Raw genomic sequence first — 25895 nt, 5'->3', positions numbered from 1 at the left:
AATGAAACGTGCCGATTCAGCGCCGTTCCGCCATCAGCGCCGCGAACCGGGCGAAGTGGTGGTCGGCGTCGTGGGGACCGGGACTGGCCTCGGGGTGGTACTGGATGCCGAACACCGGCTGGTTGCGCAGTTCCAGCGCCGCCACCGTGTGGTCGTTGAGGTTGCGGTGGGTGATCCGCACCCGTTCGGCCGGCAGGGAATCCGGATCGAGGGCGAAGCCGTGGTTCTGGCTCGTGATCTCCACCGAACCGGGGGAGCCACAGGGGTGGTTGAGGCCGCGGTGGCCGTAGCCGAGCTTGAAGCTGCGGCCCCCGAGGGCCAGACCAAGGATCTGGTGGCCGAGGCAGATGCCGAAGACCGGCAACTGCGGTTGCTGCAGCAGGTCGCGGGCCAGGCCGATTCCTTCTCGCACCGCGGCTGGATCCCCCGGGCCGTTGGAGAGGAACACCCCCTCCGGTTCCAGCGCCAGCACCTGCTCCAGGCAGGCATCGGCCGGCAGCACGGTGACCTCACAGCCGTGGGCCACCAGACGCTCGAGGATGGCGCGCTTGATGCCGAAATCGATCGCCACCACCCGGTAGGGGCGCTCTGGAGCGGGCTGGAGCCTGGTGTCGAAGGGGGCCGAGCAGGGGCGGCGCCAGGTGTAAGGCTCCCTGGTGCTGACCCGGGCCGCGAGGTTGAGGCCATCCATGGCCGGGGTGGCCAGCACCTCCTGCAGCAGGGTGGCTGGATCGGTGCCGTCGCTGGCGATGGCGCCATTGATGGCGCCGCCCTCGCGCAGGTGGCGCACCAGGGCACGGGTGTCGACGCCGCGAATGCCCACCACCCCCTGGCGGCTCAGCCAGTCGTCGAGGGTCTCCTCACAGCGCCAGTTGCTGGGTCGAGGGGCAAGCTGACGCACGATGCAGCCGCGGGCATGGGCCTTGTCCGCCTCCAGATCCTCGCCGTTGACGCCGGTGTTGCCGAGCTCCGGATAGGTGAAGGTGATCAGCTGGCCGGCGTAGCTCGGATCGGTGAGCACCTCCTGGTAACCGGTCATGCCGGTGTTGAAGACCACCTCGCCGCAGACGCGACCACGGGCCCCGCAGGCCAGGCCCCGCAGCACGGTGCCATCGGCCAGGACAAGCACGGCGGGTCTGGGCACGGCAGGGCCCTCCTGAGGGGTGTCCAGGGTGGCGTCGGCAGGAACCCTGATCATCCTTCAGACCCCGACAGCGCGGCCCGCAGCGCCTCCAGCCTCGCCCAGGCGCTGCCATCAGCCAGGGCCTGGCGAGCCCGTACCAGGCCTGCGGCGATGGACGGCTCCAGCCCGGCCGCCTTGAGCACCAGGGCAGCGTTGAGGGCCACCACATCCGCCTGGGCCTGGGTGCCCCGTCCCTGCAGAACGTCCTCCAGGATCAGACGATTGGCCACCACATCCCCGCCCCTGAGCGCCTCCAGATCGGCGGGCGCCAACCCCAGGGCCGCAGGATCGAGCCACTCGCTGCGCACCACGCCGTCCTCCAGGAGGCGCAGCTCACTGCGACCCGAGAGGGTGGCTTCATCCAGGCCGCCATGGCCATGGACGACGATGGCGCGCCGCTGGCCGAGGCGACGCAGGGCGTCGGCCATCGGATCGAGCAGGTCGGGCCGGGCCACACCCAGCACCTGGGCCTCGGGGGTGAGGGGATTGACGAGCGGTCCGAGCAGGTTGAAGACGGTGCGCACGCCGAGGCTGCGGCGCAGGGGGGCCATCCCCACCAGGGCGGGGTGCCAGCCCGGGGCGAACAGAAAGGTCACGCCGGTCCGTGGCAGGGCCTCCACCACCGTCGCCAGCGGGGCCCCCAGCTGCAGGCCCAGGGCCTCGAGCACGTCGGCCGATCCGACGCGGCCGCTGGCACTGCGGTTGCCATGCTTGGCCACATGGGCCCCGCAGGCGGCCGCCGTGAAGGCCACGGCCGTGGAGATGTTGAAGCTGTCGGCGCCGGCGCCGCCGGTGCCACAGGTGTCGATCAGCTCCAGCGGTGGCCGCTCTCCTGGCAGGGGGCAGGCCTCCCGCAGCACGGCAGCCATCGCCGCCAGCTCCTCACCGCTGGTGCCCTTGGCCCGTAGGGCCGCCAGCAACGCCCCGGTCAGCACGGGATCGATGGCACCGGCCAGCCAGCCCCGCATCAGGGCCTCGGCCTGGTCGGCCTGGAGGTCCTGGCCGCACAGAAGCTGCTCCAGCAACTGGGGCCAGGCGGGAGAGGCAGGCATCACCGAAAGCTGAACCGTCAGCGGCAACTTAAGGGACGCAGCTTCAGCCCTTGAGGCCATTCAGGCCACGGAAAGCAGGATCCCAAAAAAAATAGCCCGGGTGCAGAGCACACCGGGCCGGGTGATGGGGACGCCACCACTATCGCCTGAGGAGCTCCATTCTGACCAACAGGCCGATAATCGGCGCCTGCCGGCTCAGCCGGCGTCGTCGGAGGAGGTATCGAAACCGGAACCCACCGCCTCAGCCACCGGAGCGGCGCCCGGCCGGAACCCTGCTGCCCAGATGGCGCGGGTACGGCCATGGAGCGCCTCGCCGTCCAGCCCCCAGAGCCGCAGGATTTTGTCCAGGTCATCGCGGATGTCGGCGGCTCCGGGGAAACCCGCGTAGCGCATCTGCAGCCTGGCAGCATCGACCAGGTGCTCGTCCTGGGGGCGCTCCACCGCCAGCAGCCTGTCGACCGTCTCCCGGTCGCTGGCATGGAGGGGATGGTTCTGGTCGTCCATGGACCCTGGGGAGCGATGCCTAGGTTAGGGGCTCCCGATGTCCCGTCCGTCCTGCATGAGCGCCCTGCGGCTGGATCTGATCGGGCGCTACCTCCGGCCCCACAGGCGCACGGTGCTGGTGGGGGCCGGCGCCCTGGTGGTGGTCAACCTGCTCGGGGTGGCGATCCCCCTGGTGGTGCGGCAGACGATCAACGCGCTCAAGCCCGGCTTCGTGCTCGGCGATGTGCTCGGTGTGGCGGGTCTGATCATCGTGATGGCCACGGTGATGGGGGCCACCCGCCTCTATTCGCGCATGCTGGTGTTCGGGGTCGGCCGGCAGGTGGAGGCGAGCCTCAAGGAGCGGATCTTCGACCACGTGCTCACCCAGGACCCCGGCTGGGTGCAGACCACCGGCAGCGGCGAGGTGATCAGCCGGGCCACCAGTGATGTGGAGAACATCCGGCGGCTGCTGGGTTTCGCCCTGCTCAGCCTGACCAACACGGTGCTGGCCTATGCCCTCACCCTGCCGGCGATGCTGGCGATCGACCCCCTGCTGAGCCTGGCGGCGGTGTCCCTCTACCCCGGCATGCTGATGGTGGTGCGCCTGTTCGGCGGCCGCATGATGAAGCAGCAGCGCCGCCAGCAGGAGGTGCTCGCCAACCTCAGCGATCTGGTCCAGGAGGATCTCAGCGGCATCGGCGCCATCAAGATCTACGGCCAGGAGGCCACCGAGGAGAAGGCCTTCGCCGACCTCAACAAGGTGTATCTGGATGCCCAGCTCTCCCTGGCCCGCACCCGCAGCACCCTGTTTCCCCTGCTGGAGGGAATCGCCTCCCTCAGCCTGCTGCTGCTGCTGGCCCTGGGCAGCGGCCAGCTGGAAAGCGGTCGGCTCAGCATCGGCGATCTGGTGGCCCTGATCCTGTTCGTGGAGCGCCTGGTCTTCCCGACCGCCCTGCTGGGCTTCACGCTCAACACCTTCCAGACCGGCCAGGTGAGCCTGGAGCGGGTCGAAGCCCTGCTCAGCCACCCCCCCGCGATCGTGTCGCCCGCCGATCCCCTGTCCCCCGGTCGCCCGGCCCTCGGCGCCGTCGTGGCCAGGGGACTCACGGTCCGTTACCCGGGGGCGGAGCGGCCGGCGCTGGAGGACCTCAGCTTCGAAATCCACCCCGGTGAGCTGGTGGCGGTGGTGGGGCCTGTGGGTTGCGGCAAGACCACCCTGGCCCGGGCCCTGGGCCGGATGGTGGAAGTGCCCGCCGGCCAGCTGTTCCTCGATGGGGTCGACGTCACCCGGCTGCAGCTGGGCGATCTGCGGCGCCAGGTGGCCTTGGTGCCCCAGGAGGGGTACCTGTTCACCGCCAGCCTGGCCGACAACCTGCGCTACGGCGATCCCGAGGCCGGCATGGAGCGGGTGGAGGAGGCCGCCCGCCAGGCCCGGCTGGAGGGGGACATCAAGGGCTTCCCCGATGGCTACCGCACCCTGGTGGGGGAGCGGGGCATCACCCTGAGCGGCGGCCAGCGCCAGCGCACCGCCCTGGGGCGGGCGTTGCTGGTCGAGGCCCCCCTGCTGGTGCTCGATGACGCCCTGGCCAGTGTCGACAACAACACGGCGGCAGGGATTCTGCGTTCGGTGCGCGAGGAGCAGCGCCGCACGGTGGTGATGATCAGCCACCAGCTCTCGGCGGCGGCAGCCTGCGACCGGATCCTGGTGCTGGAAGGGGGTCACCTCGTCCAGGAGGGCCACCACAACGACCTGCTGCAGCAGGAGGGCACCTACCGCCGTCTCTGGGACCGGGAAGAGGCGGTTCGCCAGCTGCAGGCTGCCTGAGCGGACCGCAGAGCCCCTGGCGCCAGCTGGGCGAGGTTTCTAACAGTTGTTGAGTTCCACCATCGAGGGGCGGTGGCTGGGCTTACCTGGAAGGGCCGTGGTTCCCTCACCGCCTGCCACGCCGTTCCCATGGCCCCCACCCCGTCGCCCCTCAGCCAGACGCTCAACGTTCGCTGCACCCTGACCTTCGGTGACATCTACGGCCAGGTGCTGATCTGGATGGCCGTGATCTTCGTGAGCCTGGCAGCGGGTCTGGCCCTGATGGGGGCGAGCCGGCCCCTGTTCGCCCTGGTGGGGGTGGGCCTGATCCTGGTGCTGTCGCTGCCCTTCCTGCTGTTCGCCTTCATCACCACCCTGCTCAACCACATCGCCCTGGTGCCGCAACAGGACCGTCAGGGGGCTTCCTAGGGTTGGGTCCCTGACGGCACATCACCTTGTTCGGCCTCTTCAACAGCCCTTCGGGCAGCGCTGGCAACACGGGTACCGCGGGCGTCCACGCCGTGCTGGGCACCCCGCTGGCGGCCCCGCTGACGGAGGCCCAGGCGGAGGCCCAGTTCGGCTGCGGCTGCTTCTGGGGGGCGGAGAAGGGCTTCTGGCGCCTGCCCGGAGTGGTCACCACCGCGGTGGGCTATGCCGGTGGCCAGCTGGCCTCCCCCACCTACGAGCAGGTCTGCAGCGGCCGCAGCGGCCATGCCGAGGTGGTGCGGGTGGTGTGGGACACGGAGCGCGTCTCCTTCGCCGATCTGCTCAAGCTGTTCTGGGAGTGCCACGACCCCACCCAGGGCAACCGCCAGGGCAATGACCGCGGCAGCCAGTACCGATCCGCCATCTTCGTGGACGATCCCGCCCTGCTGGCCCTCGCCGAGGCCAGCCGCCAGGCCTACCAGGCGGCTCTCGATGCCGCCGGGGCTGGAGCCATCACCACCGAGATCGGCGCCGGCAGACGCTTCCACTTCGCCGAGCCCTACCACCAGCAGTACCTGGCCAAGCCCGGAAGCCGCCCCTACTGCTCCGCCCAGCCCACGGGCCTCCGCCTCGGCCCCTTCCCCGGCGCCACCTATCTCCTTCCCGCCAGCGTGTGGGAAAGCTATGACTGGGCCATCCCCCATTGCGTCCTTCGCGGCGACAATGCGCCGATCGCCCTCGTCTGATCGCCCCCTCCATGGCCGCCCCCCCGCTGCTCGCGCTCGGACTCCTTCCCCTGCTGGCGATGCAGTCCCCCTGGTGGGAGAACTACGACATCCGCGAACGGTTCCTCTGCGGTGACCGCGTCTCGGTGGTGCTGGAGCGCAACGCCTCCCAGGCCTCCTTGATCGCCGGCCGCACCCGGTCGACCCTGTTCCGGGAGGAATCGGACGCTCCGGGCCTTCGCTACCAGAACGAGAGCCTGCGGGTGATCCTGCGCGGCGATGAACTCACCCTCGAACAGCTGCCCAGTCGACGCATCTGCGTACGCAGCGAACAGGTATGAAGCCCCTCTCCGATCGGGTGGTGATCGTGGCCCTGATCGCCGCCGTCGGGATCTGCTTCGCCCTGGCCTTCTGGACCGTGCGTCTGCATCCCTCCGGCGAACCGCCGCTGCAGTGGCGCCAGGGGCCCAGTGCCCAGGCGCCGACCTTCCTCTCGTGAAAGACCCCGCCGAGGACCGGGACGAGCCCAGGCGCCAGCTGCATCCGCTGCCAAAGGGGCTGGTGGAGCTCTACGGCCTGCTGGCCGTGCTGTTCGTGCTGGTACCGGAATGGATGGCCGGCGGCGCCCTGAAGGGCTTCAGGGAGGGTCGGGAAGGCTCCGAGCTGCCCCTGCCGTCGATGGCCTGGCAGCGGCTGCCGGAACTGCAGCTGGCCACGATGGGGCTGGCGGAGCTGCGGCTGATGGCCCGGCGCGAGCGTCTCTGTGGCTACACGGTGATGGGGCGCCAGCGCCTCACCAATCGCCTGATGCGGCGCCTGTCCAGACGCCGCGGCACCCCCAGGACGCTGTGATAGCTTCATTCCGCCGGGGCGTAGCGCAGCTTGGTAGCGCACCACTTTGGGGTAGTGGGGGTCGTGGGTTCGAATCCCGCCGCTCCGATTCAGCCGGTCGACCGAACGTTCCGCCCAAGGGCCGTCGGTTGTTGTTCGTTCCTTCAGCTGGTCCCATCAGCTGATTTTTTTTGGCCCGGATCGCGTTGCCGGAGCCTGGCGAAGCGTCAGTGCAGCCGGGTGGCGACGTTGAAGCGCACCAGCCAGAGGTTGACGCGCCGACGCAGGCGGGGCGGCACCTCCTGCACCAGCTGGAACAGCTCCTGGGAGGCCAGGCGGCGCAGGGCACGGACATCAACCCGCCAGAGGGCTTCCGCCTCCCGGATCAGCCGTGCCCAGGTGCGGGCCGTCTGCCAGCGGCGCACGCGATGCTGCGCGGGTTCGGCGCCCTCACCGGAGCTGGTTGGCAGCCGGGTGACCATGACGGCGGCGCCGAAACAACACTCCAAGGGTGGGGAGGCGGCGGCGAAGCGCCCCGGATCACCGGATCTGCTTCAACCATCGAAACAAAAACGGAAGATCTGGCGCCGGCCTCAGGCACTTCTGGCCAGGACTTCGGTGGCGGAGGGATCGGGCACCAACTGGACCGGAAAGGCCAAGGCCTCCGCCTCCCGCCGGCTCAGTCGTCGGCTCCAGGCCCTTGGCACCGCTTCGTTCCAGCGGAAGCCAGCTTCCCGGGCGCGGTGACGCTCGGCATAGGGAAGGTCTGCCCGGTAGAGGCTGCGGGGCTCCAGGGCGGCCTGCAACAGGGCCTCCAGGTCGGTGCAGCGCTCGAACACCTGGGCCAGGTAGATGCAGTCGGTCAGGGCACGGTGGGCCGCCCACACCGGCACGCCGTAGGCCAGGGCCAGATCACGGACGGAAGGGGTGCTGCGCAGCTGGCGCTCCGCCGGCCAGCGGATGTCCTCCATCGAGCAGATCCAGGGGCGATCCAGCACCGGCAGCGGCCCCAGGCCGAACCACTGACGGTCGAAGGCGACGTTGTGGGCCACCAGGGCCTCAGAGGCTGCCACCATGGCCCGGAAGCAGGCCAGGGCGTCCTGCCAGGGCTGCTCCAGGCGCGTCACGGCGGCGGGGATGCCGTTGATGCCCTCGGCGGCGTTAGCGGCGCAGGGCATCAGGAACGACACCTGGGTGAGCACGGCCCGGTGGGGCACATGGAAAAGGATCGCCCCCACCTCGATGCACTGGCCCTGCAGGCTGGAGAGTCCGGTGGTCTCCGTGTCGAGGATCAGCAGGGTCTCCGGAACCCGGGGCAGGGCCCGTGCTGGGCGGCCGGCACAGGCCGGCAGGGACAGGGGGGCCGGGCGGATCGCGGCGGCGGGGGGCGGCTCGACAGGAACCGGCGCGGCCATGCCCAGCAGATCGTTCTGCTGCCAGAGACCGGGTTGCTCCTGCATCGGGCGCCGTCCACACGCATCACCATCGTCGCAAGCCGGGCAAGGCCCCACCGGGGCCGTGCTTCCTAGGCTGGGCGAACCCCCAGTGCTCCCCGCCTTCCGTGGCTCCAGCCCTCGCCCCCGGCGACACCGCCCCCCTGATCGCCCTGCCCGACCAGGACGGCACGGAACGGCGCAGTGACCAGCTGGACGGCAGGGCCCTGGTGCTGTTCTTCTACCCCAAGGACGACACCCCCGGCTGCACCATGGAGGCCTGCGCCTTCCGGGACAGCTACGCCGACCTGCAGGAGCTCGGGGCCGCGGTGTGGGGCGTCAGCGGCGACGATGCCGCCAGCCACCGGCGCTTCGCCAACCGTCACCGGCTGCCGTTCCCCTTGCTGGTGGATGGCGGCAACCGGCTGCGCAAGGCCTTCGGCGTGCCCAGCGTGCTGGGCCTGCTGCCCGGCAGGGTCACCTACGTCATCGATGGCCAGGGGGTGGTCCGCCACGTCTTCAACAACCTGCTCGACGGCCCGGCCCACCGGCGCGAGGCCCTCGAGGCCCTGCGGGGCCTCCAGGCGTCCTGAGCCACGCCGTGCCTAGGGAGGGACAGGGCCGATGACACTGTGGCGACAGCAGGGGGAGCTCTGGACCCTGGAGCCCACGGGCCGGCCCCTGGGGCTGATCGAGTTCATCGGCGGCAGCTACCTGGCCGCCACCCCCCAGCTGAGCTACCGGCGCTTTCTCGAGGCCCTGGCCGCCCGCGGCTGGCGGATCCATGCCTGGAGCTACGTGCCGGGCTTCGACCACCAGGCCCAGGCCAACGCCGCCTGGCGCCTGTTCCGCCAGGTGCGGGAGCAGCAGGCCGGGCCGGCCGACGCCACCCTGATCCGCCTGGGCCACAGCCTCGGCTGCAAGCTGCACCTGCTCGCCCCCGATGGCGGCCGCCGCTGTGATGGCCTGGTGGCGCTCAGTTTCAACAACTTCTCGGCCGAGCGCTCGATCCCCTTCCTGGCTGAGCTGGGCCAGCAATTCCGCTTCCGCAGCGAGTTCAGCCCCTCCCCGGAGGACACCCTGCTCCAGATCGGCAGCAGCTACCGCCAGCCCCGCAACCTGCTGGTGCGCTTCAGCCGCGACAGCATCGACCAGAGCGGCCGGCTGATCGGCGTGCTGCAGGCCAGGGCCGGCGATGCCTCCAGCCTGGTCGAGCTGCCCGGGGATCACCTCACCCCGGCCAGCGGCGGCCTGCGCAAGCAGTTCCTGGGGGAATGGGCCGATGATCCGGCCCGCCAGCGGGGCATGGAGCGGCTGGCCGAGCAGATCAGCACCTGGTCCCGAACGACCTGAGGCCATCCGGACGGACGAAGAGCCTCACACCCGCAGCTGGTCGAGCACCGAACGGTCTTCCAGGGTGGAGGTGTCGCCGCTCACCTCCTGGCCCGCGGCCAGGGAGCGCAGGATCCGGCGCATGATCTTGCCGCTGCGGGTCTTGGGCAGGGCATCGGTGAAGCGGATCACATCCGGCCGGGCGATCGGCCCGATCTCCAGGCCCACGTGGCGGCGCAGCTCCGCCTCCAGGGCCGCGTCGCCGTCCACACCCACATCCAGGGTGACGAAGGCCACGATCCCTTCCCCCTTGAGATCGTCGGGCCGGCCCACCACCGCGGCCTCCGCCACCGCCGGGTGGCTCACCAGGGCCGATTCGATCTCCATCGTGCCCAGCCGGTGGCCGGAGACGTTGATGACGTCATCGACCCGGCCCATCACCCAGAAATAGCCATCCGCGTCACGACGGGCGCCGTCGCCGGCGAAATAGAGGTAGCTCCCATCAGCGGGCCGGATGTGCTCCCAGTAGCTGCGCCGGAAGCGGTCGGGATCGCCGTGCACGGTGCGCATCATGCCGGGCCAGGGGCGCCGCACCGCCAGGTAGCCCCCCTGCCCCGTCGGCACGCTGTTGCCCTCCAGATCCACCACATCGGCGACGATGCCCGGCAGGGGCAGGGTGGCCGAACCGGGCTTGGTGGGGGTGGCCCCAGGCAGGGGGCTGATCATCACCCCGCCGGTCTCGGTCTGCCACCAGGTGTCCACCACGGGGCAACGGTCGCCGCCGATCACATCGCGATACCACATCCAGGCTTCCGGATTGATCGGCTCGCCGACGGTGCCGAGGATCCGCAGGCTGGACATGTCGTAGCGGTCGGGGACCTCGCGACCGCTCTTCATGAAGGCGCGGATGGCGGTGGGGGCGGTGTAGAAGATCGTCACCCGGTGCTTCTCGATCACCTCCCAGAAGGCCCCCGGCTTGGCGGGCCTCGGTGCCCCCTCGTACATGAGGGTGGTGGCGCCGTTGGAAAGGGGGCCGTAAACGATGTAGCTGTGGCCGGTGATCCAGCCCACATCGGCGGTGCACCAGTGGATGTCGTCCTCGCGGATGTCGAAGATCCACTGGAAGGTGAGATGGGCCCAGAGGTTGTAGCCGGCGGTGGTGTGCACCACCCCCTTGGGTTTGCCGGTGGAGCCGGAGGTGTACAGCACGAAGAGGCGGTCTTCGCTGGCCATGGGCTCGGCCGGGCAGTCGGCGCTCTGGCCATCCACCAGCTCATGCCACCAGACGTCGCGACCCGCCTCGAAGCCGGTGGCCTCGCCGGTGCGGCGCACCACCAGCACGTGCTCCACGCTGGGGCAGCCCTCATCCAGGGCCTGATCCACCGCCGGCTTGAGGGAGACGGCCTTGTCCTTGCGGAAGCCGCCGTCGGCGGTGATCACCAGCTTCACCTGACCGTCGATCAGGCGGTCACGCAGGGCCTCGGCCGAGAAGCCGCCGAACACCACCGAGTGGGGAGCCCCGATGCGGGCGCAGGCCAGCATGGCGATGGCCGCCTCCGGCACCATCGGCATGTACAGGGCCACCAGATCCCCCTTGCCCACACCGAGGGCCTTGAGGGCGTTGGCGGCGCGGCAGACCTCGGCGTGCAGTTCGCGGTAGGTGAAGCGGCGCACGTCGCCCGGTTCACCTTCCCAGATCAGGGCCGTCTTGTCGGCGCGGGGGCCATCCAGATGGCGATCGAGGCAGTTGTAGGACAGGTTGGTGGTGCCCCCCTCGAACCAGCGGGCGAAGGGCGGGTTGCTCCAGTCGAGCACCGTGTCGAAGGGCACGAACCAGTGCAGCTCGCGCCGGGCCGCTTCCCCCCAGAAGCCATCGGGATCGGCCTGGGCGCGCGCCACCAGCGCGTCGTAGGCGGCCATCGAACCGATGCGGGCCGCGGCGGCCAGCTGGGGCGGCGGATCGAATTGCCGCTGTTCCTGAAGCACCGACTCGATCGTGGGCGAGGAGTCCTGGGTCATGGCAAAGCCTGCCGGGCGGGCTGGGGCATGGTGCATTCAACCGCAGACAGGCCACGCTGGAGGGACACGGCTCCCTTCCCATGCCTGCCTGGCTGACGATCCTGCTGGTGATGGGCCTGGTGATCGCCGTCCTGACCCCGAGCCGCCAGCAGTTCGCCTGGTTCCTGCGGCTGCGGCGGCCGCGCTGGCTCACCTTCGAGCGCTGGATCCCCGTGATCTGGTCGGTCGTCTACGTCTGCTTCTACGCCTCGGCCCTGATCCGCTGGTGGGCTGGTGGGGTGACGGCGCCCCTGGCCATGGTGGGCTTCCTGGTGCTGCTCGTTCTGGTGCAGAGCTACACGCTGCTGATCTGCCGCACCCGGCGGCTCGCCTGGGGAACGGCGGCGGGCCTGGCCGGCTGGCTCTGGGGACTGGGCCTGGCGCTGGCGCTGCTGGCCGTGTCACGGCCCGCCAGCCTGCTGCTGCTGCCCTTCCTGCTCTGGAGCCCGATCGGCACCTTCGTGACCTGGCGGATGCAGCGGCTGAACCGCTGAGGCCCTCAGGCCCTGAAGCACCGATCGGGCCGATCAGGGCTGCTCATCGCTGCTTGGCAAGTTCGCCCGGCGGCGTTAGCCAGGGGGCGAACCCAAGGGAATGGAGCGGAAGGCCATGGAGGAGCAGCCCATCACGCCCCATGCCGGCCCGACACGCGACGCCGATGGCAACCTCACCTACGTGGGGGACGACGGTCGCCGCTACGTGGTGGGTCTGCCGCCGGACATCGATGAGGACAACGTCGAGAAGGTGATGACCCTGCTGCGGGGCGGCACCGGTCTGTTCCAGCAGATCGAGGCCCTCTGCCACCGCTGGATCCATGAGGTGGGCGGCAGCGAGCTCGATGAGCGGGCCGCCCTGGTGCTGCTGCTCACCACCCTGGAAACCGCGCTGGAGGACCGTTACCCCGAGAACGATCCGTCCTGATGCAGGCTGGGGGCATGCCCCAGCGACCCGCCGCCTGCCTGTTCGATCTCGACGGTCTGCTGCTGGACACCGAGCCCTCCCATGCCAGGGCCTGGCAGGAGGCCTCCAGCCGCTTCGGCCGCCCCCTCTCTGGGGCCGAACTGCTCAGTCTGCGGGGCCGGCGGCGCCTCGACTGCGCCAGCCAGGTGCAGCAGTGGATCGTTGCCGCCGGCGGGCCGCCGCTCAGCGTCCAGGAGTTGCTGGCCGTGCGTCAGCCGATCGCCGAAGCCCTGCTGGCCACGGCCCCGGCCATGCCCGGCGCCGAGGCCCTGGTGCGTCGTTGCGCGGCCCTGGGGATCCCCATGGCCCTGGCCACCAGCAGCGCACACCAGGCGGTGGCGATGAAGGTGGCCCCCCACCCCTGGATGGCCCTGATCCGCGAACGGGTCCATGGCGATGACCCGGACCTGGGCGGCGGCAAACCCGCCCCCGACCCCTTCCTGCTGGCGGCCCGGCGCCTGGGGGTGGCACCCACGGCGTGCTGGGCCTTCGAAGATTCCAGCGCCGGTGTGGCCGCCGCCCTGGGCGCCGGCTGCCGGGTGCATGTGCTGCTCCCCCAAGGGGTGGGCTGCCAGGCCTACCCCGAAGGTGTGATCTGCCTCAACTCTTTGGCAGAGGTGGAGCTGGATCAGTAAAGACGGCTGAGCACGAATTCCGGCAGGGCGCGCAGGGCACTGCGGGGCTCCGAGGGGGGCAACCACTCGATCGCCTCGTGGGCCTCCCGGGCGAAGCCCTCGGCCAGGGCACGGGCACGGCCGATGGCCTCGCAGCCGCGCACCATGGCCAGGGCCTGGTCGAGGTCGCCGGCTTCGCAGAACTCCCGCTCGATCAACCCGGCCAAGGCGGGCCGCTCCTCAAGGGCGTAGAGCACCGGGGCGGTGAGGTAGCCCGAGGCAAGATCGCTGGCGGCGGGCTTGCCGAGCTGCTGGTCGCTGGCGGTGAAATCGAGGATGTCATCCACCACCTGGAAGGCCAGGCCGAGCTGGCGACCGAAGCGATACAGGGCGTCCAGGCGCGGTTCGGGCAGACCGGTGAGCACCCCGGCGGCGCGGGCACTGTTGGCGATCAGCGACGCCGTCTTGCAGTAGCTCTTCTCGAGGTAGGTCTCGAAGCTCTGGCCCGTGTCGTAGCGGAACAGCCCCTGGCGCACCTCGCCATCGGCCAGGTCCATGATCACGCGGGAGAGCAGTTTCACCACCTCGAGATCATCGAGGTTGGCCAGGTGCCAGCTGGCCTGGGCGAAGAGAAAATCGCCAGCCAGCACGGCAACGCGATGGTTGAAGCGGCTGTGCACCGTGGCCACGCCCCGGCGGGTGGCCGCCTCATCCACCACGTCGTCGTGAACAAGAGAGGCGGTGTGGATCATCTCGGTGATCTCCGCCAGCCGCCGGTGGCGGGGGCTGAGGCCCCCATCGGGGGCAATGGCCCGCGACAGCAACAGCACGATGCCCGGTCGCAACCGCTTGCCACCGGCCGCGAACAGGTGCTCGGCAGCGGCCTGAAGAATCGGATGGCCGGCGCCGATCAGGCTGCGCAAATCGGCCAGCAGGGCATCGAGGTCGGACTCCACCGGCTGGAGCAACTCTGCAACCGTCGCCACGTCACCTCCACGATGAATGGATCCTAGGGGCCGTGCCTCAATAGGCGCGGGTGGGCGACTGCAGGCTGACGCTGCGCACCGCCGGGCGGCTTCCCAGCCAGGCCGCTGCCGCGGTGGCGAAGGCCTCGGCGGGCCCGGTGACACAGAAACGGGTGCGCTCCAGGGGCGGCCGCACCGACTCCACCGCCTGGTCGACCTCAGGGGAATCGCCCAGGCTGGCCAGCAGGGGACCGAGGCGCTGGGCGGCCGCCAGGGCCGGGTCCACCAGCTGCACATCCGGGGGGAGCAGCTCGGCCAGCAGGGCCCGCAGCAGCGGGTAGTGGGTGCAGCCCAGCACGATGGTGTCCACCTCCGCCTCCAGCAACGGGGCCAGGTAGCGGGCGGCGGCGGCGCGCAGCTCAGGGGCCTGCAGATCGCCCGCCTCGATCAGGGGCACGAAGGCGGGACAGCCCATCTCCAGCACCCGGGCCGAGGGGCGGCAGGCCTGGATCGAGCGCCGGTAGGCACCACTGGCGGCGGTGGCCGGGGTGGCCAGCACCCCGACGTGGTCGCTGGTCAGTTCGCTGGCCAGGCTGTCGATCAGGCCAACCACCGGCACGCCCGCTTCGCCCACGGCCACGTCAAGGGCCAGGGCATTGGAGGTGTTGCAGGCCATCACCAGCACCCCCACCCCCTGCAGGCGCAGCCAGTGCACCACCTCCGAGGCGATCGCCCGGATCTCCTCCTTCGAGCGCTGTCCGTAGGGGACCCGGGCCGTGTCCCCCAGGTAGAGGCAAGGGGAGTGGGGATAGAGGGCATGGACCTGGCGCAGCACTGTCAGGCCGCCGAGGCCACTGTCGAACAGACCGACCAGCAGGCTCACGAGGCCCCCTGGAGAAAGTCGAGGATGCCGGCGGTGATGGCCACGGCGAGGCGGCGGCGGAAATTGGGATCGGCCAGGCGGGGGGCGTCGACGCGACCGGTGACGAAACCCATCTCCGCGAGCGCCGCCGGCATCACCGTGCGGCGGATCACGAAGAAACGGCCCGGGCGGGCCCCGCGATCGGGCGTGCCTGGCGAGATCGCCATGATGCGGGACTGGATCGCCTGGGCCAGTCGCAGGGAGCTGCCTGACTGGAAATAGAACGTCTCCACCCCGTTCACATCAGGGCGGGCCATGCTCAGGGCATTGGCATGGATGCTGACGAACACGTCGGCGTTGCTGCTGTTGGCCAGCGACACCCGCGGGGGCAGGTCAACGTCCACGTCCGAGGTGCGGGTCATCAGCACCTGCACCCCCCGGGTCTGGAGCAGCTGGGCCACCTGCAGGCTCACATCCAGCACCACGTCGGTCTCCCGCAGCCCACCGATCCCCACGGCCCCCGGATCGGGTCCGCCGTGACCCGGATCGATCACCACCCGGAAGCGGCCCCGGGGCACGACGGGCAGGCCATCGGAGGACAGGGGCCGGCCGGAGGTGGCCCGGCCGCTGCTGCCGTAGCCGCTGGGGCGCGAAGCGGTCCAGCTGGACGTTGTCGCGTCCATGTCGCCCTCGCCGACGTTGCGGGTGAAGCCGCTGAGGGGCAGGCCGGTGAGGGTGAGGCGCCAACGATCCCGGGACGTGCCCACCAGCCGCAGCTGGCGCGGATCCAGGCGGGTGCCGGGCCTGAATTCGAGCACCAGCCGGGTGGTGCCTGAATCGGGCCGACCGATGCGCACCTCCCGCACCAGACCGCCGACGGGCACCGAACGGCTGCGCTGGGGGGCACCGGGCAGGTCCACCCACACCCGGGGGCCGGTGGGGCCGGAACCTTCCTCGTAGAAGGCCTGCAGCCGGACCCCCGGGGAGGTGCGCAGCTCCAGCACCCCCTCGCGGCTGAGGCGCCAGGCGGAAAGGGCGCTCGCCGCCTGGGCGGGCAGGGCCCCGAGCAGCAGGGGCAAGCTCAGCAACCAGGCGAATCGCGACGCACGCACTCCCATGGACACTCAGAAAAGGGCCGGGTGACGGTGCTGCAGGCTCGGCATCTGGGCACGGACCCTGGCCTCGTGGGCCATGTCGACCGGGGCCATCGCCAGACCCGGCTCCACCCCCGCATCGGCCATCACAGTGCCCCAGGGGTCGATCACCAGGGCATGGCCATGGGTCTGGCGGCGGCCGTAGTGGAGCCCGGTCTGGGCGGGCGCCAGCACGTAGGCGGTGTTCTCGATCGCCCGGGCCTGGAGCAGCACCTGCCAGTGGTCCTTGCCGGTGTAGGCGGTGAAGGCGGCCGGGATCATGAGCAACTGGGCACCGGCACCAGCCAGCTGGCGGTAGAGCTCGGGGAAGCGGACGTCGTAACAGATCGACAGGCCGACGCGGCAGAGCCCTGGCACATCAACCACCGGCGGCAGCTCGTGGCCGGGTTGCACCGTGGCGGACTCCCGGTAGGTGATGCCGTCGGGCAGGTCCACATCGAAGAGGTGGATCTTGTCGTAGCGGGCCAGGAGCTGGCCTTCCCGGCCCACCAGCTCGGCGCGGTTGAAGGTCTGGCCCTCCCCGGCCGGCACCGGAAACCCCCCTCCCAGGAGGGTCACCTGGTAGCGGCGAGCCATGGTGACCAGGAAACGGCTGCAGCGTTCGGCCAGGACCGGTGCCAGCTCCAGCCGGCGGGCGTCGTCGCCCATGAAGGCGAAGTTCTCGGGCAGACCGACCAGGTCGGCGCCGCGGCGGGCCGCCAGTTCGATCAGCTCCTCCGCCGCCGCGAAATTGGCCTCCGGATCCGGCGTGCTGGTGAGTTGCAGCGCCGCTGCCAGAAAACTGCTCACCGCCGGACCACACCAAGACCGGCGAATCGTAAGGGACCCGCCAAGGGGGGCAAGGCGCGGCTCAGCTGGCGCGCAGAACCCCGGGTTCGGCCTGGATCGGCACGATCTCCAGGCTGTCCACGGCGGCGCAGCAGGCGAAATCGGCGTCGTGGTTGCCGAGGCTGATCAGGCGCTGGCCATGGCTGGCGCTGCGCAGGCAGGTCTCGGTGTCATGGCGCCACTGCTGCCACAGGGCGAGGGCCGCCAGCATCTCGTCGTTGGCGCAGCGCACCCCCATGTGGGGGGCCACCGCCAGCTCGATCGCGGCCGAAGCCACGGCCCCCGCCGCCAGGCTGTCCTCAAGGGAGTAGTCCCCCTCCCAGCCGCTGCCCACGATCCACACCCGCAGGGCCTGCCGCTCGATCAGGCGCCTGGCCACGGCGGTGCGGTTGGGCAGGCAGGCGGTGATCAGCAGGGGCACCGCCTGGACCCGGTCGAGGGAGCGGGTGCCGTTGGTGGTGCTCAGGAAAATGCGCTTGCTCTCGACCCGCTCCGGGGTGACCGCCAGGGGGGAGTTGCCCAGGTCGTAGCCCTCCACCCGCTTGCCGCCCCGCTCCCCGGCCCGCAGCCGGCGAGGGGCCGGCCAGTCGGCGGCGGCGGCTTCGAGGGCGCCGAGATCGGCGAAGGCCTGGATCGCCTCGGCCCCGTTCTGGAGCGCCCAGGCGATGGTGGTCGTGGCCCGCAGCACGTCGATGACCACGGCCGCGTCGGGGCCGTCCTCCTCGGGAGAACGCAGAGGGGGAACGGCTTCGGAGGTGTGGAAGTAGGAGAGCAGCACGGGACGCGATCGCTACGGGGGTGCGTCACAGTAGGCAGCAGCTCGACGGCGCAGGACGACGGTGGCGAGGGTGGTGGCTGAAGGAATCGGGAGCGGCAAGGCGCTCGGGCGGCAGCGCAATCTGCGCGATTTCCTGGCGTTGCTGGAGAAGCGCGGCCAGCTTCGGCGCATCACGGCGCCGGTGGATCCGGATCTGGAACTGGCGGCCATCGCCGATCGGGTGCTGGCCATGGGCGGCCCGGCCCTGCTGTTCGAGAACGTGATCGGCTCCCCCATGCCGGTGGCCGTGAACCTGATGGGCACGGTGGAACGGGTGCTTTGGAGCATGGGCATGGAACGGCCCGAGGAGCTCGAAGCCCTTGGTGAACGCCTGGCCCTGTTGCAGCAGCCCCGGCCGCCGAAGGGCCTCAAGGAGGTGATGAAGTTCGGGGGGGTGTTCTGGGATCTGGTGCGGGCCCGGCCCGACCTCGACCTCACCCCCCCCTGCCACCAGCAGGTGTTCAAAGGCGATCTGGTGAACCTGGAGTCCCTGCCGCTGCTGCGCCCATGGCCGGGGGATGCGGGCGGGGTGATCACCCTCGGGCTGGTGATCACCAAGGACCCCGAAACCGGCGTGCCCAACGTCGGCGTCTACCGGCTGCAGCGCCAGTCGATCAACAGCGCCACCGTGCATTGGCTGAGCGTGCGGGGCGGCGCCCGGCACCTGCGCAAGGCGGCGGCGATGGGCCGCAAGCTCGAGGTGGCAGTGGCCATCGGTGTGCACCCGCTGCTGGTGATGGCGGCGGCCACGCCGATACCGGTGCAGCTGAGCGAATGGCTGTTCGCCGGGCTCTACGCCGGTGAGGGCGTGCGACTGGCCCGCTGCAAAACCCTCGATCTGGAGGTGCCCTCCCACAGCGAGGTGGTGCTGGAGGGCACGATCACCCCTGGCGAGGTTCTCCCCGACGGTCCCTGCGGCGACCACATGGGTTTCTACGGCGGTGAAGAGGACTCGCCCCTGGTGCGCTTCCACTGCGTCACCCAGCGCCGTGAGCCGATTTTCCTGACCACCTTCAGCGGCCGTCCGCCGAAGGAAGAGGCCATGCTGGCGATCGCCCTGAACCGCATCTACACGCCGATCCTGCGCCAGCAGATTCCCGAGATCGTCGACTTCTTCCTGCCGATGGAGGGCCTCAGCTACAAGCTGGCGGTGATCGCCATCGACAAGGCCTATCCGGGCCAGGCCAAGCGGGCGGCCATGGCCTTCTGGAGCGCCCTGCCCCAGTTCACTTACACCAAGTTCGTGGTGGTGGTCGACAAATCGATCGCGATCCGCGATCCGCGCCAGGTGATCTGGGCGATCAGCGCCCAGGTGGATCCGCAGCGCGACCTGTTCGTGCTGGAGGACACCCCCTTCGACTCGCTCGATTTCGCCAGCGAACGGCTGGGGCTAGGGGGGCGGCTGGCGATTGATGCCACCACCAAGATCGGTCCGGAGAAGCGCCACGACTGGGGCCAGGCCCTGGGCCGGGATGCCGCCCTGGAGGCGCGGGTGGATGGTCGCTGGGGAGAACTGGGCCTCGACGATCTGGGCCAGGGCGAGCCGGATCCCGCCCTGTTCGGGTACACCCTGGAGCACGTGCTGGAGCGCCTGGCCGCCGGACGCTGATGCTGCGCCGCAGCGGCATCTACGCCCTCAAGGCCCTGCTGGAGCTGGCCCTGGATCCGCCGCGCTGGCAGTCGGTCAACGCACTGGCCCTGGCCCAGGACCTGCCCGCCCCGATGCTGGAGCAGCTGATGCTCAAGTTACGCCGGGCTGAGCTGGTGGAGTCACGGCGCGGCCGACAGGGGGGCTACCGGCTGCGGCGCCTGCCCGCCAACCTGCCCCTGGCGGCGATCCTGGCGGCGGTGGACGCCCCGGCCGCCAGCCTGATGGCCGCCACGGAGCCGGAGGAAGACCCCCAGCCCAGCGACCGCGTGACCCGGGTGCTCAACCGACGCCTGCTGCAGGCCCTGGAGCGGGAACTGGACCGGCTGACCCTGGAGGACCTGCTCTTTGATCTGCGCAGCGCCCAGGCGGCCTTCAGCGAATCCGGGGGACTGCTGCTGGGCTGAGCCGGGCCGTTCCGATGAACATCACGTCCAGATCCTGGTCGAAGGCCACCTGGAAGCCGCCGGTGCGCAGGTAGTGGAGCAGCCGGCCCAGGGTGCGCAGCGGACCACGGCCGAAGAGATCCATGCCCTGCATCCGGATGGCGCTGAAGCCGCGGGCCAGCAGCCAACCCTCGAGGTCCTCCGGTGTCACGAATCGCTCCCAGTCGTGCACCCCGGCCGGTATCAGCCGCAGCAGCGTCTCCAGCAGCCAGATCATGGTGAGCCGGGAGCGGAAGGTGCGATTGATGGTGTCGAAGCAGAAGATTCCTCCGGGGGCCAGAACCCTGGCGATCTCCGCGATCACGGCGGCCGGACGATCGACATGCTCCAGCACATCGACGCAGATCACCACATCGAAACGTTCGGAGGCGAAAGGGAGTTGCTCCGCCAGTCCCACCCGGTAATCGATCGCCAGACCCACCTCGGCCGCATGGCTCCGGGCCGCATCAATGCAAGGACCGGAACGGTCGACGCCGCTCAGACGGGCGCCGCGGCGCGCCAGGAATTCACAGGTGTAGCCGCCGCCACAGCCCACATCCAGGACGCGAAGATCTCTCCATTGGGCAACAAACTGATCAAAACAGAGAAAGCGCAGTGGATTGAGTTGACGGAGCGGAAAGATGGTGGCGTTCTCATCCCACCAGACGGCCGCCTGTTGATCGTAGAATGAGAGGTTGTTGCGCAACAAGGTGACGGCGCCGTCGGTTTCGATCATTATCCCGACCCTCAATGAAGCCGGTCACCTGGGACGCACCCTCAACCAGCTGGAGATCCTCGATCCGGCTGCCGATGAGGTGATCGTGGTGGATGGCGGCAGCACGGATGCCACCCTGGCCAGGGCCCACGTGCACGGCTGCCGGGTGATCTGCTGCCAGCAAGTGGGGAGGGCGGTGCAGATGAACCGGGGGGCAGCTGAGGCCCGCGGCGAGATCCTCTGCTTCCTTCACGCCGACACCTTGGTGCCGTCGGATCTGGTGCTGCTGGTGAGGTGCACCCTGGCCGATCCGGCCACCAGCTGCGGGGGCTTCATCGCGCTGATGCGGGGTGCCCGGAGCACCCGCTGGGGCGTGAGCCTGCACAACGCCCTCAAGACCCACTACGCAGCGCTGCTGTTCCGGCCCCATCGCTACGTCCTGAAGGGGTTCCGGGTGCTGTTCGGTGATCAGGTGATGTTCTGCCGGCGGCGCGACTTCGAGCGCTGCGGGGGCTTCGACGACAGCCTGCCGATCATGGAGGACGCCGATCTCTGCGAGCGCCTGGGCCGGCTGGGCCGCATCCGTCAGCTCAACCGGGTGGTGGAATCCTCCGACCGCCGGGTGGCGCGCTGGGGGTCCTGGAAGGCCACCGGGGTCTACCTGTGGATCGGCCTGCTGTGGGGCCTGGGCATGCCGGCCCCACGGCTGAAGCGTTTCTACGGCGACATCCGCGACTGAGCCTCAACCGTTGAGGGTCCAGTCGTAGGGGAGGTAACTGAGCCTGACATCCGCCGGCAGGGCCAGCTCCGGGCGATAGCGGCCCACGTAGGCGGCGATGGAGGGGGCCACCGCCAGAAAGTCGTGGCGGTACCACTGGAAGATCCGGCTGACGAACAGACGTCCGTTGACCGGATCGAAGCGCAGCTTGTGCGGATGCTGCAGGAAGCGCAGGGCGTCCTCCTCCAGCTGGGCCTCAAGCCGCTCGGCCCGGTAGGCCTCAGGCCGCAGCAGGGGGCAGCCGACAGCGGCGCAGACCAGGGCGAAATGGAGGCGAGGGTCGCCGAAGCGGGGCCGAAGAATCGCGTGCTCGATGCGGTTGAGGCTGAGGGGCTGGCCCTGGAGGCTGATCACCGGCCGTGAGAAGAAGGCCAGGAACGCCGGCCAGTTGGGGACCGCCGCGATGGTGGGGCGAATCGAGGCCAACGGGAAGCGCGCCAGCACCTGGCGGATCACCAAGGCGTTGTAGAGGTTGATCCACAGGGCCATGGCTTCGGCGCTGGAGTCAGGCTCAGGATCGAAGGGCCGCTGGTCGGCCAGCCAGCCCTCCAGTTCCGCCGCACCCTGGCGCTGCCAGGTGGCGTAATCCACCCGCCCACGGTCGTCCACGTGGCAGCGGAGCAGGCCATCCCAGGCGGCGACATCGATCATCGGGAAACTCTTCAAGACCCATCGTTCCATGCCCCTGCCAGTGACTGGAGATCCGTACCGGGAGCGCCACGGCAACGATTCCTACGCTGGTCCCATGGTTGCCGCCCCCTCCCTGCCCGATCCCACCGGCCCGCTGCTGGAGGAGATCCTGGTGCCACTGCTGCAGGACTACGCCGAGTCCTTCGAACGCGGTCTGCTGCTGCTGGAGCATTGCCCGCAGACGGTGATGGCCGCCGCTGAGCAAGCCGACCTGCGCCAGCGGCTCGATGAAGCCCGCCTATCCCTGACAGCGGCCCGGTCGCTACGGGCCGCCGCTCCCAAGCCCATGGGCCTGTCCATGGAAACGATCACTCCCTGGCACCGGCTGGTGGTGGAGGTCTGGAGCCTGTCGGCCAAATTGCGGGCGATCGGCATCCGACCCTGAACGGGGGGCCGGAACCGGCCGCTCCATAGGATCCCTCCAGTTGGCGCAACAGCTCTTGTCCTCCTCCGCGGGTGTCGATCCGAGCCTGGCCGCCCCGCCGGCGCCCCTGGTGCTGCCGGCCGGAGGCAGCCTGCGGGGCCGCGTCACGGTGCCCGGAGACAAATCGATCTCCCACCGCTCGCTCCTGTTCGGGGCCATCGCCGAGGGCACCACCCGCATTGAAGGGCTGCTGCCAGCCGAAGACCCCCTGAGCACCGCCGCCTGCCTGCGGGCCATGGGCGTCACGGTCTCGCCGATCGCCGCCGGCCAGGTGGTGACCGTCGAGGGCGTCGGCCTCGACGGGCTGCAGGAACCCGCCGACGTGCTCGACTGCGGCAATTCCGGCACCACCATGCGATTGATGCTGGGGTTGCTGGCCGGCCGGGCGGGGCGCCACTTCGTGCTCAGCGGTGATGCCTCCCTGCGTTCCCGGCCGATGGGGCGGGTGGGCGTTCCCCTGGCCCAGATGGGGGCCCGCATCCAGGGGCGCGAGGACGGCAACCTGGCCCCCCTGGCTGTGCAGGGCCAGAGCCTGCATGGCAGCGTGATCGGCACGCCGGTGGCCTCGGCCCAGGTCAAGAGCGCCCTGCTGCTGGCCGCCCTCACGGCGAACGGGCCCACCACCGTGATCGAACCGGCCCCCACCCGCGACCACAGCGAGCGGATGCTGCGGGCCTTCGGCGCCGACCTGGTGGTGGATGGCGACCAGGGGCGGTTCATCACCGTGCGGCCCGGTCCGGCCCTGCGGGGCCAGACCGTGGTGGTGCCCGGCGACATCAGCTCCGCCGCCTTCTGGCTGGTGGCGGCGGCGATCACCCCGGGGGCCGATCTCACGGTCGAGAACGTGGGCCTCAACCCCAGCCGCACCGGCATCCTGGATGTCCTGACGGCCATGGGCGCCCGCCTCAGCGTCCTCAATGCCCGTGATGTGGCCGGTGAGCCGGTCGGGGATCTGCGGGTGCAGCACGGCCCACTGCGGGCCTTCCGCATCGAGGAGTCGATGATCCCCCGCCTCGTGGATGAGATCCCCGTGCTGGCGGTGGCGGCCTGCTGCGCCGAAGGGCTGAGCCGCATCAGCGGCGCCGCCGAGCTGCGGGTGAAGGAGACCGACCGCCTGGCGGTGATGGCCCGCCAGCTGACGGCAATGGGGGCCAGGCTCGAGGAGCACGCCGATGGCCTCAGCATCGAAGGGCCCACCCCGTTGCATGGGGCCGAGGTGGACAGCGAAACCGATCACCGCGTGGCGATGAGCCTGGCGGTGGCCTCCCTGGTGGCCCGCGGCGACACCCGCCTGGGGCGGCCGGAGGCGGCCGCCGTCTCCTACCCCGGCTTCTGGGATGACCTGGCCCGCCTGCGCCACTGAACCGGCAGAGACACTCCCGGCGCCGGAGCTGCTGCCCCGGCTGGGGCGCGACGGCAGCTTCAGCCTCTACAGCCGCGGTGTCGAGGAAGGCTTCCACCATGCGGCCGGTGCCCTGCGGGAAGCCCGGGAGAAGTTTGTTCGGCCGGCGGCACTGGAACGCTTCGCCCCCGGCCGGCAGCTGCGAGTGGCGGAGGTGGCCGTCGGCACCGGCACCAACACGGCGGCGCTGCTCGCGGCGACGGCGGCCGCAGGCCTGGAGCTGGACTGGTGGGGCCTGGAACTGGACCAGCGGCCTTTGGGCCTGGCCCTGGCGGATGCCGGCTTCCGGGCCCAGTGGCCGGCCGCGGTGATTCGGCGGCTGGAGGGGCTCAGCAAGGGCCCGCGCCTGCGGCTCGGCGATGCCCGTCGCCGGCTGCCGGAGCTGCTGGCCGCCCAGGCGGGTCGCTGCGACCTGGTGCTGCTGGATGCCTTCTCCCCGACCCGCTGCCCCCAGCTGTGGAGCAAGGAGTTCCTGGAGCGGCTGGGGCGGCTGCTGCGGCCCGATGGCCGTCTGCTCACTTACAGCTCTGCGGCGGCGGTGCGGCGCTGCCTGATGGATCTGGGTCTGGACGTGCAGGCGATCCGGCCGTCCGGGGGCGGATCCGGGCGTTGGAGCGCCGGAACGGTGGCCAGCCTCACCCCCCTGGCCCCCCATCCGGCCCTGCGGGCTTTGGAGCCCTTCGAACGGGAGCACCTCGCCAGCCGTGCCGGCCTGCCCTACCGGGACCCCCGCGGCAACGCCAGCGCCGCCGAGATCCTGGAGCGGAGGCGGCAGGAGCAGCAGCGCAGCCCCGCCCCACCGGGGAGACTGCGGCCGCCGGCGGATCCCGGCGGACTGGGCTGCTCCGAAGGGCACCGGTAGATTCCGGCGCAGTCGCCCCGCCGCCGCCGATGCTCGCCGTTGCCGTCCTGGCCGCCGGGAAAGGGACCCGCATGAAGAGTGCCCTGCCCAAGGTGCTCCAGCCCCTGGCCGGCGCCACCCTGGTGGAACGGGTGCTGGCCAGCTGCCACCGGCTCGCCCCCGACCGCCAGCTGCTGGTGGTGGGCCACCAGGCGGAACGGGTGGAGCGCACCCTCGCCGGCATCGAGGGCCTGGAGTTCGTGCTGCAGCAGCCCCAGAACGGCACCGGCCATGCGGTGCAGCAACTGCTCGGGCCGCTGGAGGGCTTTGAAGGCGAGCTGCTGGTGCTGAACGGCGATGTGCCCCTGCTGCGGCCGGAGACCCTGGAATCCCTGCTTTCCACCCATCGGACCAGTGGTGCCGCCGTGACCCTGCTCACCGCCCGGCTGGCGGACCCCAGCGGCTACGGCCGGGTCTTCGCCGACGGGGCGGGCCAGGTGAGCGGCATCGTGGAGCACCGTGACTGCAATGCCGAGCAGCTCGCCAACACCCTCACCAATGCGGGGATCTACTGCTTCGACTGGGCCCGCCTGGCCACCGTGCTGCCCAGCCTGAGCAGCGACAACGACCAGGGCGAGCTCTATCTCACCGACACCGTGGCCCTGCTGCGGCCAGCCATGCACATGGAGGTGGGCGACCCGGACGAGGTGGCCGGCATCAACGACCGCCAGCAGCTGGCCCACTGCGAGGCGGTGCTGCAGGACCGGCTACGCCGCCACTGGATGGCGGAGGGGGTGAGCTTCACCGATCCGGCCAGTTGCACCCTGAGTGAGCACACCCGCTTCGGCCGCGACGTGCTGGTGGAGCCCCAGTGCCATTTCCGTGGAGCCAGCAGCATCGGCGAGGGCTGCCGTATCGGCCCCGGCTGCCTGATCGAGAACAGCCAGCTGGCCGCCGAGGTGGAAGTGATCCATTCGGTACTGCGCGACAGCCACGTGGAACGCGGCTGCGTCATCGGGCCGTTCGCCCAGCTGCGGGCCGGGGCCCACTTGGCCGAAGGCTGCCGCATCGGCAATTTCGTGGAAGTCAAGAACAGCCAGCTGGGGGAGGGCTGCAAGGCCAACCACCTCAGCTACCTGGGCGACGCCGACCTGGGCGCTGAGGTGAACATCGGCGCCGGCACGGTGACCGCCAACTTCGATGGGGTGCGCAAACACCGCACCGTGATCGGTGGCGGCAGCAAGACCGGAGCCAATTCGGTGCTGGTGGCACCGATCACCCTCGGGGAGGGGGTGACGGTGGGGGCGGGCTCCACCCTCACCAAGGACGTGCCCGCCGGGGCCCTGGCCCTGGGCCGGGCCCGCCAGCTGGTGAAGGAGAACTGGACCGCCGGACCCACCCCCCGCCAGCAGCAGGGGGTGGCGGGCTGAATCCCGGATACCTGG

The 25895-nt window shown here is 70.5% G+C and carries 31 protein-coding genes and 1 tRNA gene; 19 read left to right on the top strand and 13 right to left on the bottom strand.

What is annotated here, in order from left to right; genetic code table 11:
• Nucleotides 1-16 precede the first annotated feature (16 nt).
• From carA to KUG43_RS09465, 3 genes are all read right to left on the bottom strand, one after another.
• Nucleotides 17-1198, bottom strand: a complete 1182-nt coding sequence (gene carA, locus KUG43_RS09475; protein WP_216908438.1) for a glutamine-hydrolyzing carbamoyl-phosphate synthase small subunit — start codon at nt 1196-1198, stop codon at nt 17-19.
• Nucleotides 1195-2235 carry an anthranilate phosphoribosyltransferase gene (gene trpD, locus KUG43_RS09470; RefSeq protein ID WP_216908435.1) on the bottom strand — a complete coding sequence of 347 codons (1041 nt, stop codon included), beginning with the start codon at nt 2233-2235 and terminating at the stop codon, nt 1195-1197. Before trpD ends, carA begins: the two co-directional genes overlap by 4 nt.
• 195 nt (nt 2236-2430) lie before the next feature.
• Complete coding sequence (locus tag KUG43_RS09465) at nt 2431-2739, bottom strand: DUF3288 family protein (protein ID WP_216908433.1); 309 nt, start codon at nt 2737-2739, stop codon at nt 2431-2433.
• Between the two features lie 55 nt (nt 2740-2794).
• Here KUG43_RS09465 and KUG43_RS09460 point away from each other — a divergent pair, with 55 nt between their 5' ends.
• From KUG43_RS09460 to KUG43_RS09430, 7 genes are all read left to right on the top strand, one after another.
• Entirely contained in the window at nt 2795-4543 is a 1749-nt protein-coding gene (locus KUG43_RS09460; protein ID WP_216909014.1) for an ABC transporter ATP-binding protein, read from the top strand.
• 129 nt (nt 4544-4672) lie between these two features.
• Nucleotides 4673-4951, top strand: coding sequence for a hypothetical protein (locus KUG43_RS09455; RefSeq protein WP_216908431.1), 279 nt, complete (start codon nt 4673-4675; stop codon nt 4949-4951).
• 26 nt (nt 4952-4977) lie between these two features.
• Nucleotides 4978-5694 carry a peptide-methionine (S)-S-oxide reductase MsrA gene (gene msrA, locus KUG43_RS09450; protein WP_216908429.1) on the top strand — a complete coding sequence of 239 codons (717 nt, stop codon included), beginning with the start codon at nt 4978-4980 and terminating at the stop codon, nt 5692-5694.
• An 11-nt stretch (nt 5695-5705) separates the two neighbouring features.
• Entirely contained in the window at nt 5706-6014 is a 309-nt protein-coding gene (locus KUG43_RS09445) for an MliC family protein (RefSeq protein WP_216908427.1), read from the top strand.
• Nucleotides 6011-6172 carry a hypothetical protein gene (locus KUG43_RS09440; RefSeq protein WP_216908425.1) on the top strand — a complete coding sequence of 54 codons (162 nt, stop codon included), beginning with the start codon at nt 6011-6013 and terminating at the stop codon, nt 6170-6172. The genes KUG43_RS09445 and KUG43_RS09440 overlap by 4 nt, the downstream gene beginning before the upstream one ends.
• Nucleotides 6169-6525 (top strand): hypothetical protein, encoded by a 357-nt coding sequence (locus tag KUG43_RS09435; RefSeq protein WP_216908423.1) that lies wholly within the window; start codon nt 6169-6171, stop codon nt 6523-6525. The genes KUG43_RS09440 and KUG43_RS09435 overlap by 4 nt, the downstream gene beginning before the upstream one ends.
• A gap of 14 nt (nt 6526-6539) precedes the next feature.
• Nucleotides 6540-6613 (top strand) — tRNA-Pro (locus KUG43_RS09430).
• 118 nt (nt 6614-6731) lie between these two features.
• Here KUG43_RS09430 and KUG43_RS09425 read toward each other — a convergent pair.
• Both KUG43_RS09425 and KUG43_RS09420 read right to left on the bottom strand, forming a co-directional pair.
• Nucleotides 6732-6986 (bottom strand): hypothetical protein, encoded by a 255-nt coding sequence (locus tag KUG43_RS09425; RefSeq protein WP_216908421.1) that lies wholly within the window; start codon nt 6984-6986, stop codon nt 6732-6734.
• Between the two features lie 111 nt (nt 6987-7097).
• Nucleotides 7098-7964 carry a 3'-5' exonuclease gene (locus tag KUG43_RS09420; RefSeq protein WP_216908419.1) on the bottom strand — a complete coding sequence of 289 codons (867 nt, stop codon included), beginning with the start codon at nt 7962-7964 and terminating at the stop codon, nt 7098-7100.
• Between the two features lie 101 nt (nt 7965-8065).
• On the opposite strand from KUG43_RS09420, the gene KUG43_RS09415 reads away from it, so the two are divergent.
• Both KUG43_RS09415 and KUG43_RS09410 read left to right on the top strand, forming a co-directional pair.
• On the top strand, nt 8066-8530 hold the full coding sequence (locus tag KUG43_RS09415; RefSeq protein ID WP_216908417.1) for a peroxiredoxin: 465 nt from the start codon (nt 8066-8068) through the stop codon (nt 8528-8530).
• 31 nt (nt 8531-8561) lie between these two features.
• Nucleotides 8562-9290 carry a DUF1350 family protein gene (locus tag KUG43_RS09410; protein ID WP_216908416.1) on the top strand — a complete coding sequence of 243 codons (729 nt, stop codon included), beginning with the start codon at nt 8562-8564 and terminating at the stop codon, nt 9288-9290.
• Nucleotides 9291-9314: 24 nt separating this feature from the next.
• Here the strand turns inward: KUG43_RS09410 and acs are convergent, their stop codons facing one another.
• Nucleotides 9315-11288: an acetate--CoA ligase gene (acs, locus tag KUG43_RS09405; protein WP_216908414.1), complete on the bottom strand. Its 1974-nt coding sequence runs from the start codon at nt 11286-11288 to the stop codon at nt 9315-9317.
• An 80-nt stretch (nt 11289-11368) separates the two neighbouring features.
• On the opposite strand from acs, the gene KUG43_RS09400 reads away from it, so the two are divergent.
• From KUG43_RS09400 to KUG43_RS09390, 3 genes are all read left to right on the top strand, one after another.
• Complete coding sequence (locus tag KUG43_RS09400) at nt 11369-11821, top strand: tryptophan-rich sensory protein (protein ID WP_216908412.1); 453 nt, start codon at nt 11369-11371, stop codon at nt 11819-11821.
• Nucleotides 11822-11936: 115 nt separating this feature from the next.
• Nucleotides 11937-12248, top strand: coding sequence for a hypothetical protein (locus KUG43_RS09395; RefSeq protein WP_216908410.1), 312 nt, complete (start codon nt 11937-11939; stop codon nt 12246-12248).
• Between the two features lie 14 nt (nt 12249-12262).
• Nucleotides 12263-12922 carry an HAD family hydrolase gene (locus KUG43_RS09390; protein ID WP_216908408.1) on the top strand — a complete coding sequence of 220 codons (660 nt, stop codon included), beginning with the start codon at nt 12263-12265 and terminating at the stop codon, nt 12920-12922.
• Here KUG43_RS09390 and sds read toward each other — a convergent pair.
• The 5 genes from sds to KUG43_RS09365 all read right to left on the bottom strand — a co-directional run bounded on the left by sds (nt 12916) and on the right by KUG43_RS09365 (nt 17488).
• Nucleotides 12916-13887 (bottom strand): solanesyl diphosphate synthase, encoded by a 972-nt coding sequence (gene sds, locus KUG43_RS09385; RefSeq protein ID WP_216908406.1) that lies wholly within the window; start codon nt 13885-13887, stop codon nt 12916-12918. The genes KUG43_RS09390 and sds overlap by 7 nt on opposite strands.
• A gap of 37 nt (nt 13888-13924) precedes the next feature.
• On the bottom strand, nt 13925-14749 hold the full coding sequence (gene murI, locus KUG43_RS09380; protein WP_216908404.1) for a glutamate racemase: 825 nt from the start codon (nt 14747-14749) through the stop codon (nt 13925-13927).
• Nucleotides 14746-15846 carry an N-acetylmuramoyl-L-alanine amidase gene (locus KUG43_RS09375; protein ID WP_216908402.1) on the bottom strand — a complete coding sequence of 367 codons (1101 nt, stop codon included), beginning with the start codon at nt 15844-15846 and terminating at the stop codon, nt 14746-14748. The genes murI and KUG43_RS09375 overlap by 4 nt, the downstream gene beginning before the upstream one ends.
• 6 nt (nt 15847-15852) lie before the next feature.
• Nucleotides 15853-16671, bottom strand: a complete 819-nt coding sequence (locus tag KUG43_RS09370) for a carbon-nitrogen hydrolase family protein (protein ID WP_216908400.1) — start codon at nt 16669-16671, stop codon at nt 15853-15855.
• Between the two features lie 61 nt (nt 16672-16732).
• The gene (locus tag KUG43_RS09365) at nt 16733-17488 is read right to left on the bottom strand and encodes a 2-phosphosulfolactate phosphatase family protein (protein WP_216908398.1); all 756 of its coding nucleotides are present in this window, start codon (nt 17486-17488) and stop codon (nt 16733-16735) included.
• 73 nt (nt 17489-17561) lie between these two features.
• On the opposite strand from KUG43_RS09365, the gene KUG43_RS09360 reads away from it, so the two are divergent.
• Entirely contained in the window at nt 17562-19136 is a 1575-nt protein-coding gene (locus KUG43_RS09360; protein WP_353617988.1) for a UbiD family decarboxylase, read from the top strand.
• The gene (locus tag KUG43_RS09355; RefSeq protein WP_216908396.1) at nt 19136-19582 is read left to right on the top strand and encodes an RrF2 family transcriptional regulator; all 447 of its coding nucleotides are present in this window, start codon (nt 19136-19138) and stop codon (nt 19580-19582) included. Before KUG43_RS09360 ends, KUG43_RS09355 begins: the two co-directional genes overlap by 1 nt.
• On the opposite strand, the gene ubiG is transcribed toward KUG43_RS09355, so the two are convergent.
• Nucleotides 19551-20336, bottom strand: coding sequence for a bifunctional 2-polyprenyl-6-hydroxyphenol methylase/3-demethylubiquinol 3-O-methyltransferase UbiG (gene ubiG, locus KUG43_RS09350; RefSeq protein ID WP_286194595.1), 786 nt, complete (start codon nt 20334-20336; stop codon nt 19551-19553). The two genes, KUG43_RS09355 and ubiG, sit on opposite strands and share 32 nt — an antisense overlap.
• Here ubiG and KUG43_RS09345 point away from each other — a divergent pair.
• Entirely contained in the window at nt 20311-21054 is a 744-nt protein-coding gene (locus tag KUG43_RS09345; RefSeq protein WP_216908394.1) for a TIGR04283 family arsenosugar biosynthesis glycosyltransferase, read from the top strand. The two genes, ubiG and KUG43_RS09345, sit on opposite strands and share 26 nt — an antisense overlap.
• Before the next feature lie 3 nt (nt 21055-21057).
• Here KUG43_RS09345 and KUG43_RS09340 read toward each other — a convergent pair whose 3' ends face one another.
• Nucleotides 21058-21744, bottom strand: a complete 687-nt coding sequence (locus tag KUG43_RS09340) for a DUF547 domain-containing protein (protein ID WP_216908392.1) — start codon at nt 21742-21744, stop codon at nt 21058-21060.
• Between the two features lie 94 nt (nt 21745-21838).
• Here KUG43_RS09340 and KUG43_RS09335 point away from each other — a divergent pair, with 94 nt between their 5' ends.
• The 4 genes from KUG43_RS09335 to glmU are packed head-to-tail and all read left to right on the top strand — an operon-like array spanning nt 21839 to nt 25880.
• On the top strand, nt 21839-22168 hold the full coding sequence (locus KUG43_RS09335; protein ID WP_216908390.1) for a DUF2605 domain-containing protein: 330 nt from the start codon (nt 21839-21841) through the stop codon (nt 22166-22168).
• 55 nt (nt 22169-22223) lie between these two features.
• Entirely contained in the window at nt 22224-23570 is a 1347-nt protein-coding gene (aroA, locus tag KUG43_RS09330) for a 3-phosphoshikimate 1-carboxyvinyltransferase (RefSeq protein ID WP_502988599.1), read from the top strand.
• Nucleotides 23545-24471 carry an MnmC family methyltransferase gene (locus KUG43_RS09325; protein ID WP_216908388.1) on the top strand — a complete coding sequence of 309 codons (927 nt, stop codon included), beginning with the start codon at nt 23545-23547 and terminating at the stop codon, nt 24469-24471. The genes aroA and KUG43_RS09325 overlap by 26 nt, the downstream gene beginning before the upstream one ends.
• A 29-nt stretch (nt 24472-24500) precedes the next feature.
• Entirely contained in the window at nt 24501-25880 is a 1380-nt protein-coding gene (gene glmU / locus KUG43_RS09320; RefSeq protein WP_216908386.1) for a bifunctional UDP-N-acetylglucosamine diphosphorylase/glucosamine-1-phosphate N-acetyltransferase GlmU, read from the top strand.
• The last annotated feature ends 15 nt before the right edge of the window (nt 25881-25895 follow it).

Origin of the sequence: Synechococcus sp. CCY 0621 (assembly GCF_019038465.1) — a bacterium.
Taxonomy (GTDB): domain Bacteria; phylum Cyanobacteriota; class Cyanobacteriia; order PCC-6307; family Cyanobiaceae; genus Cyanobium.
Note: the sequence above shows the minus strand (reverse complement) of the source record. Positions and strands in the feature narration are given on the sequence as shown.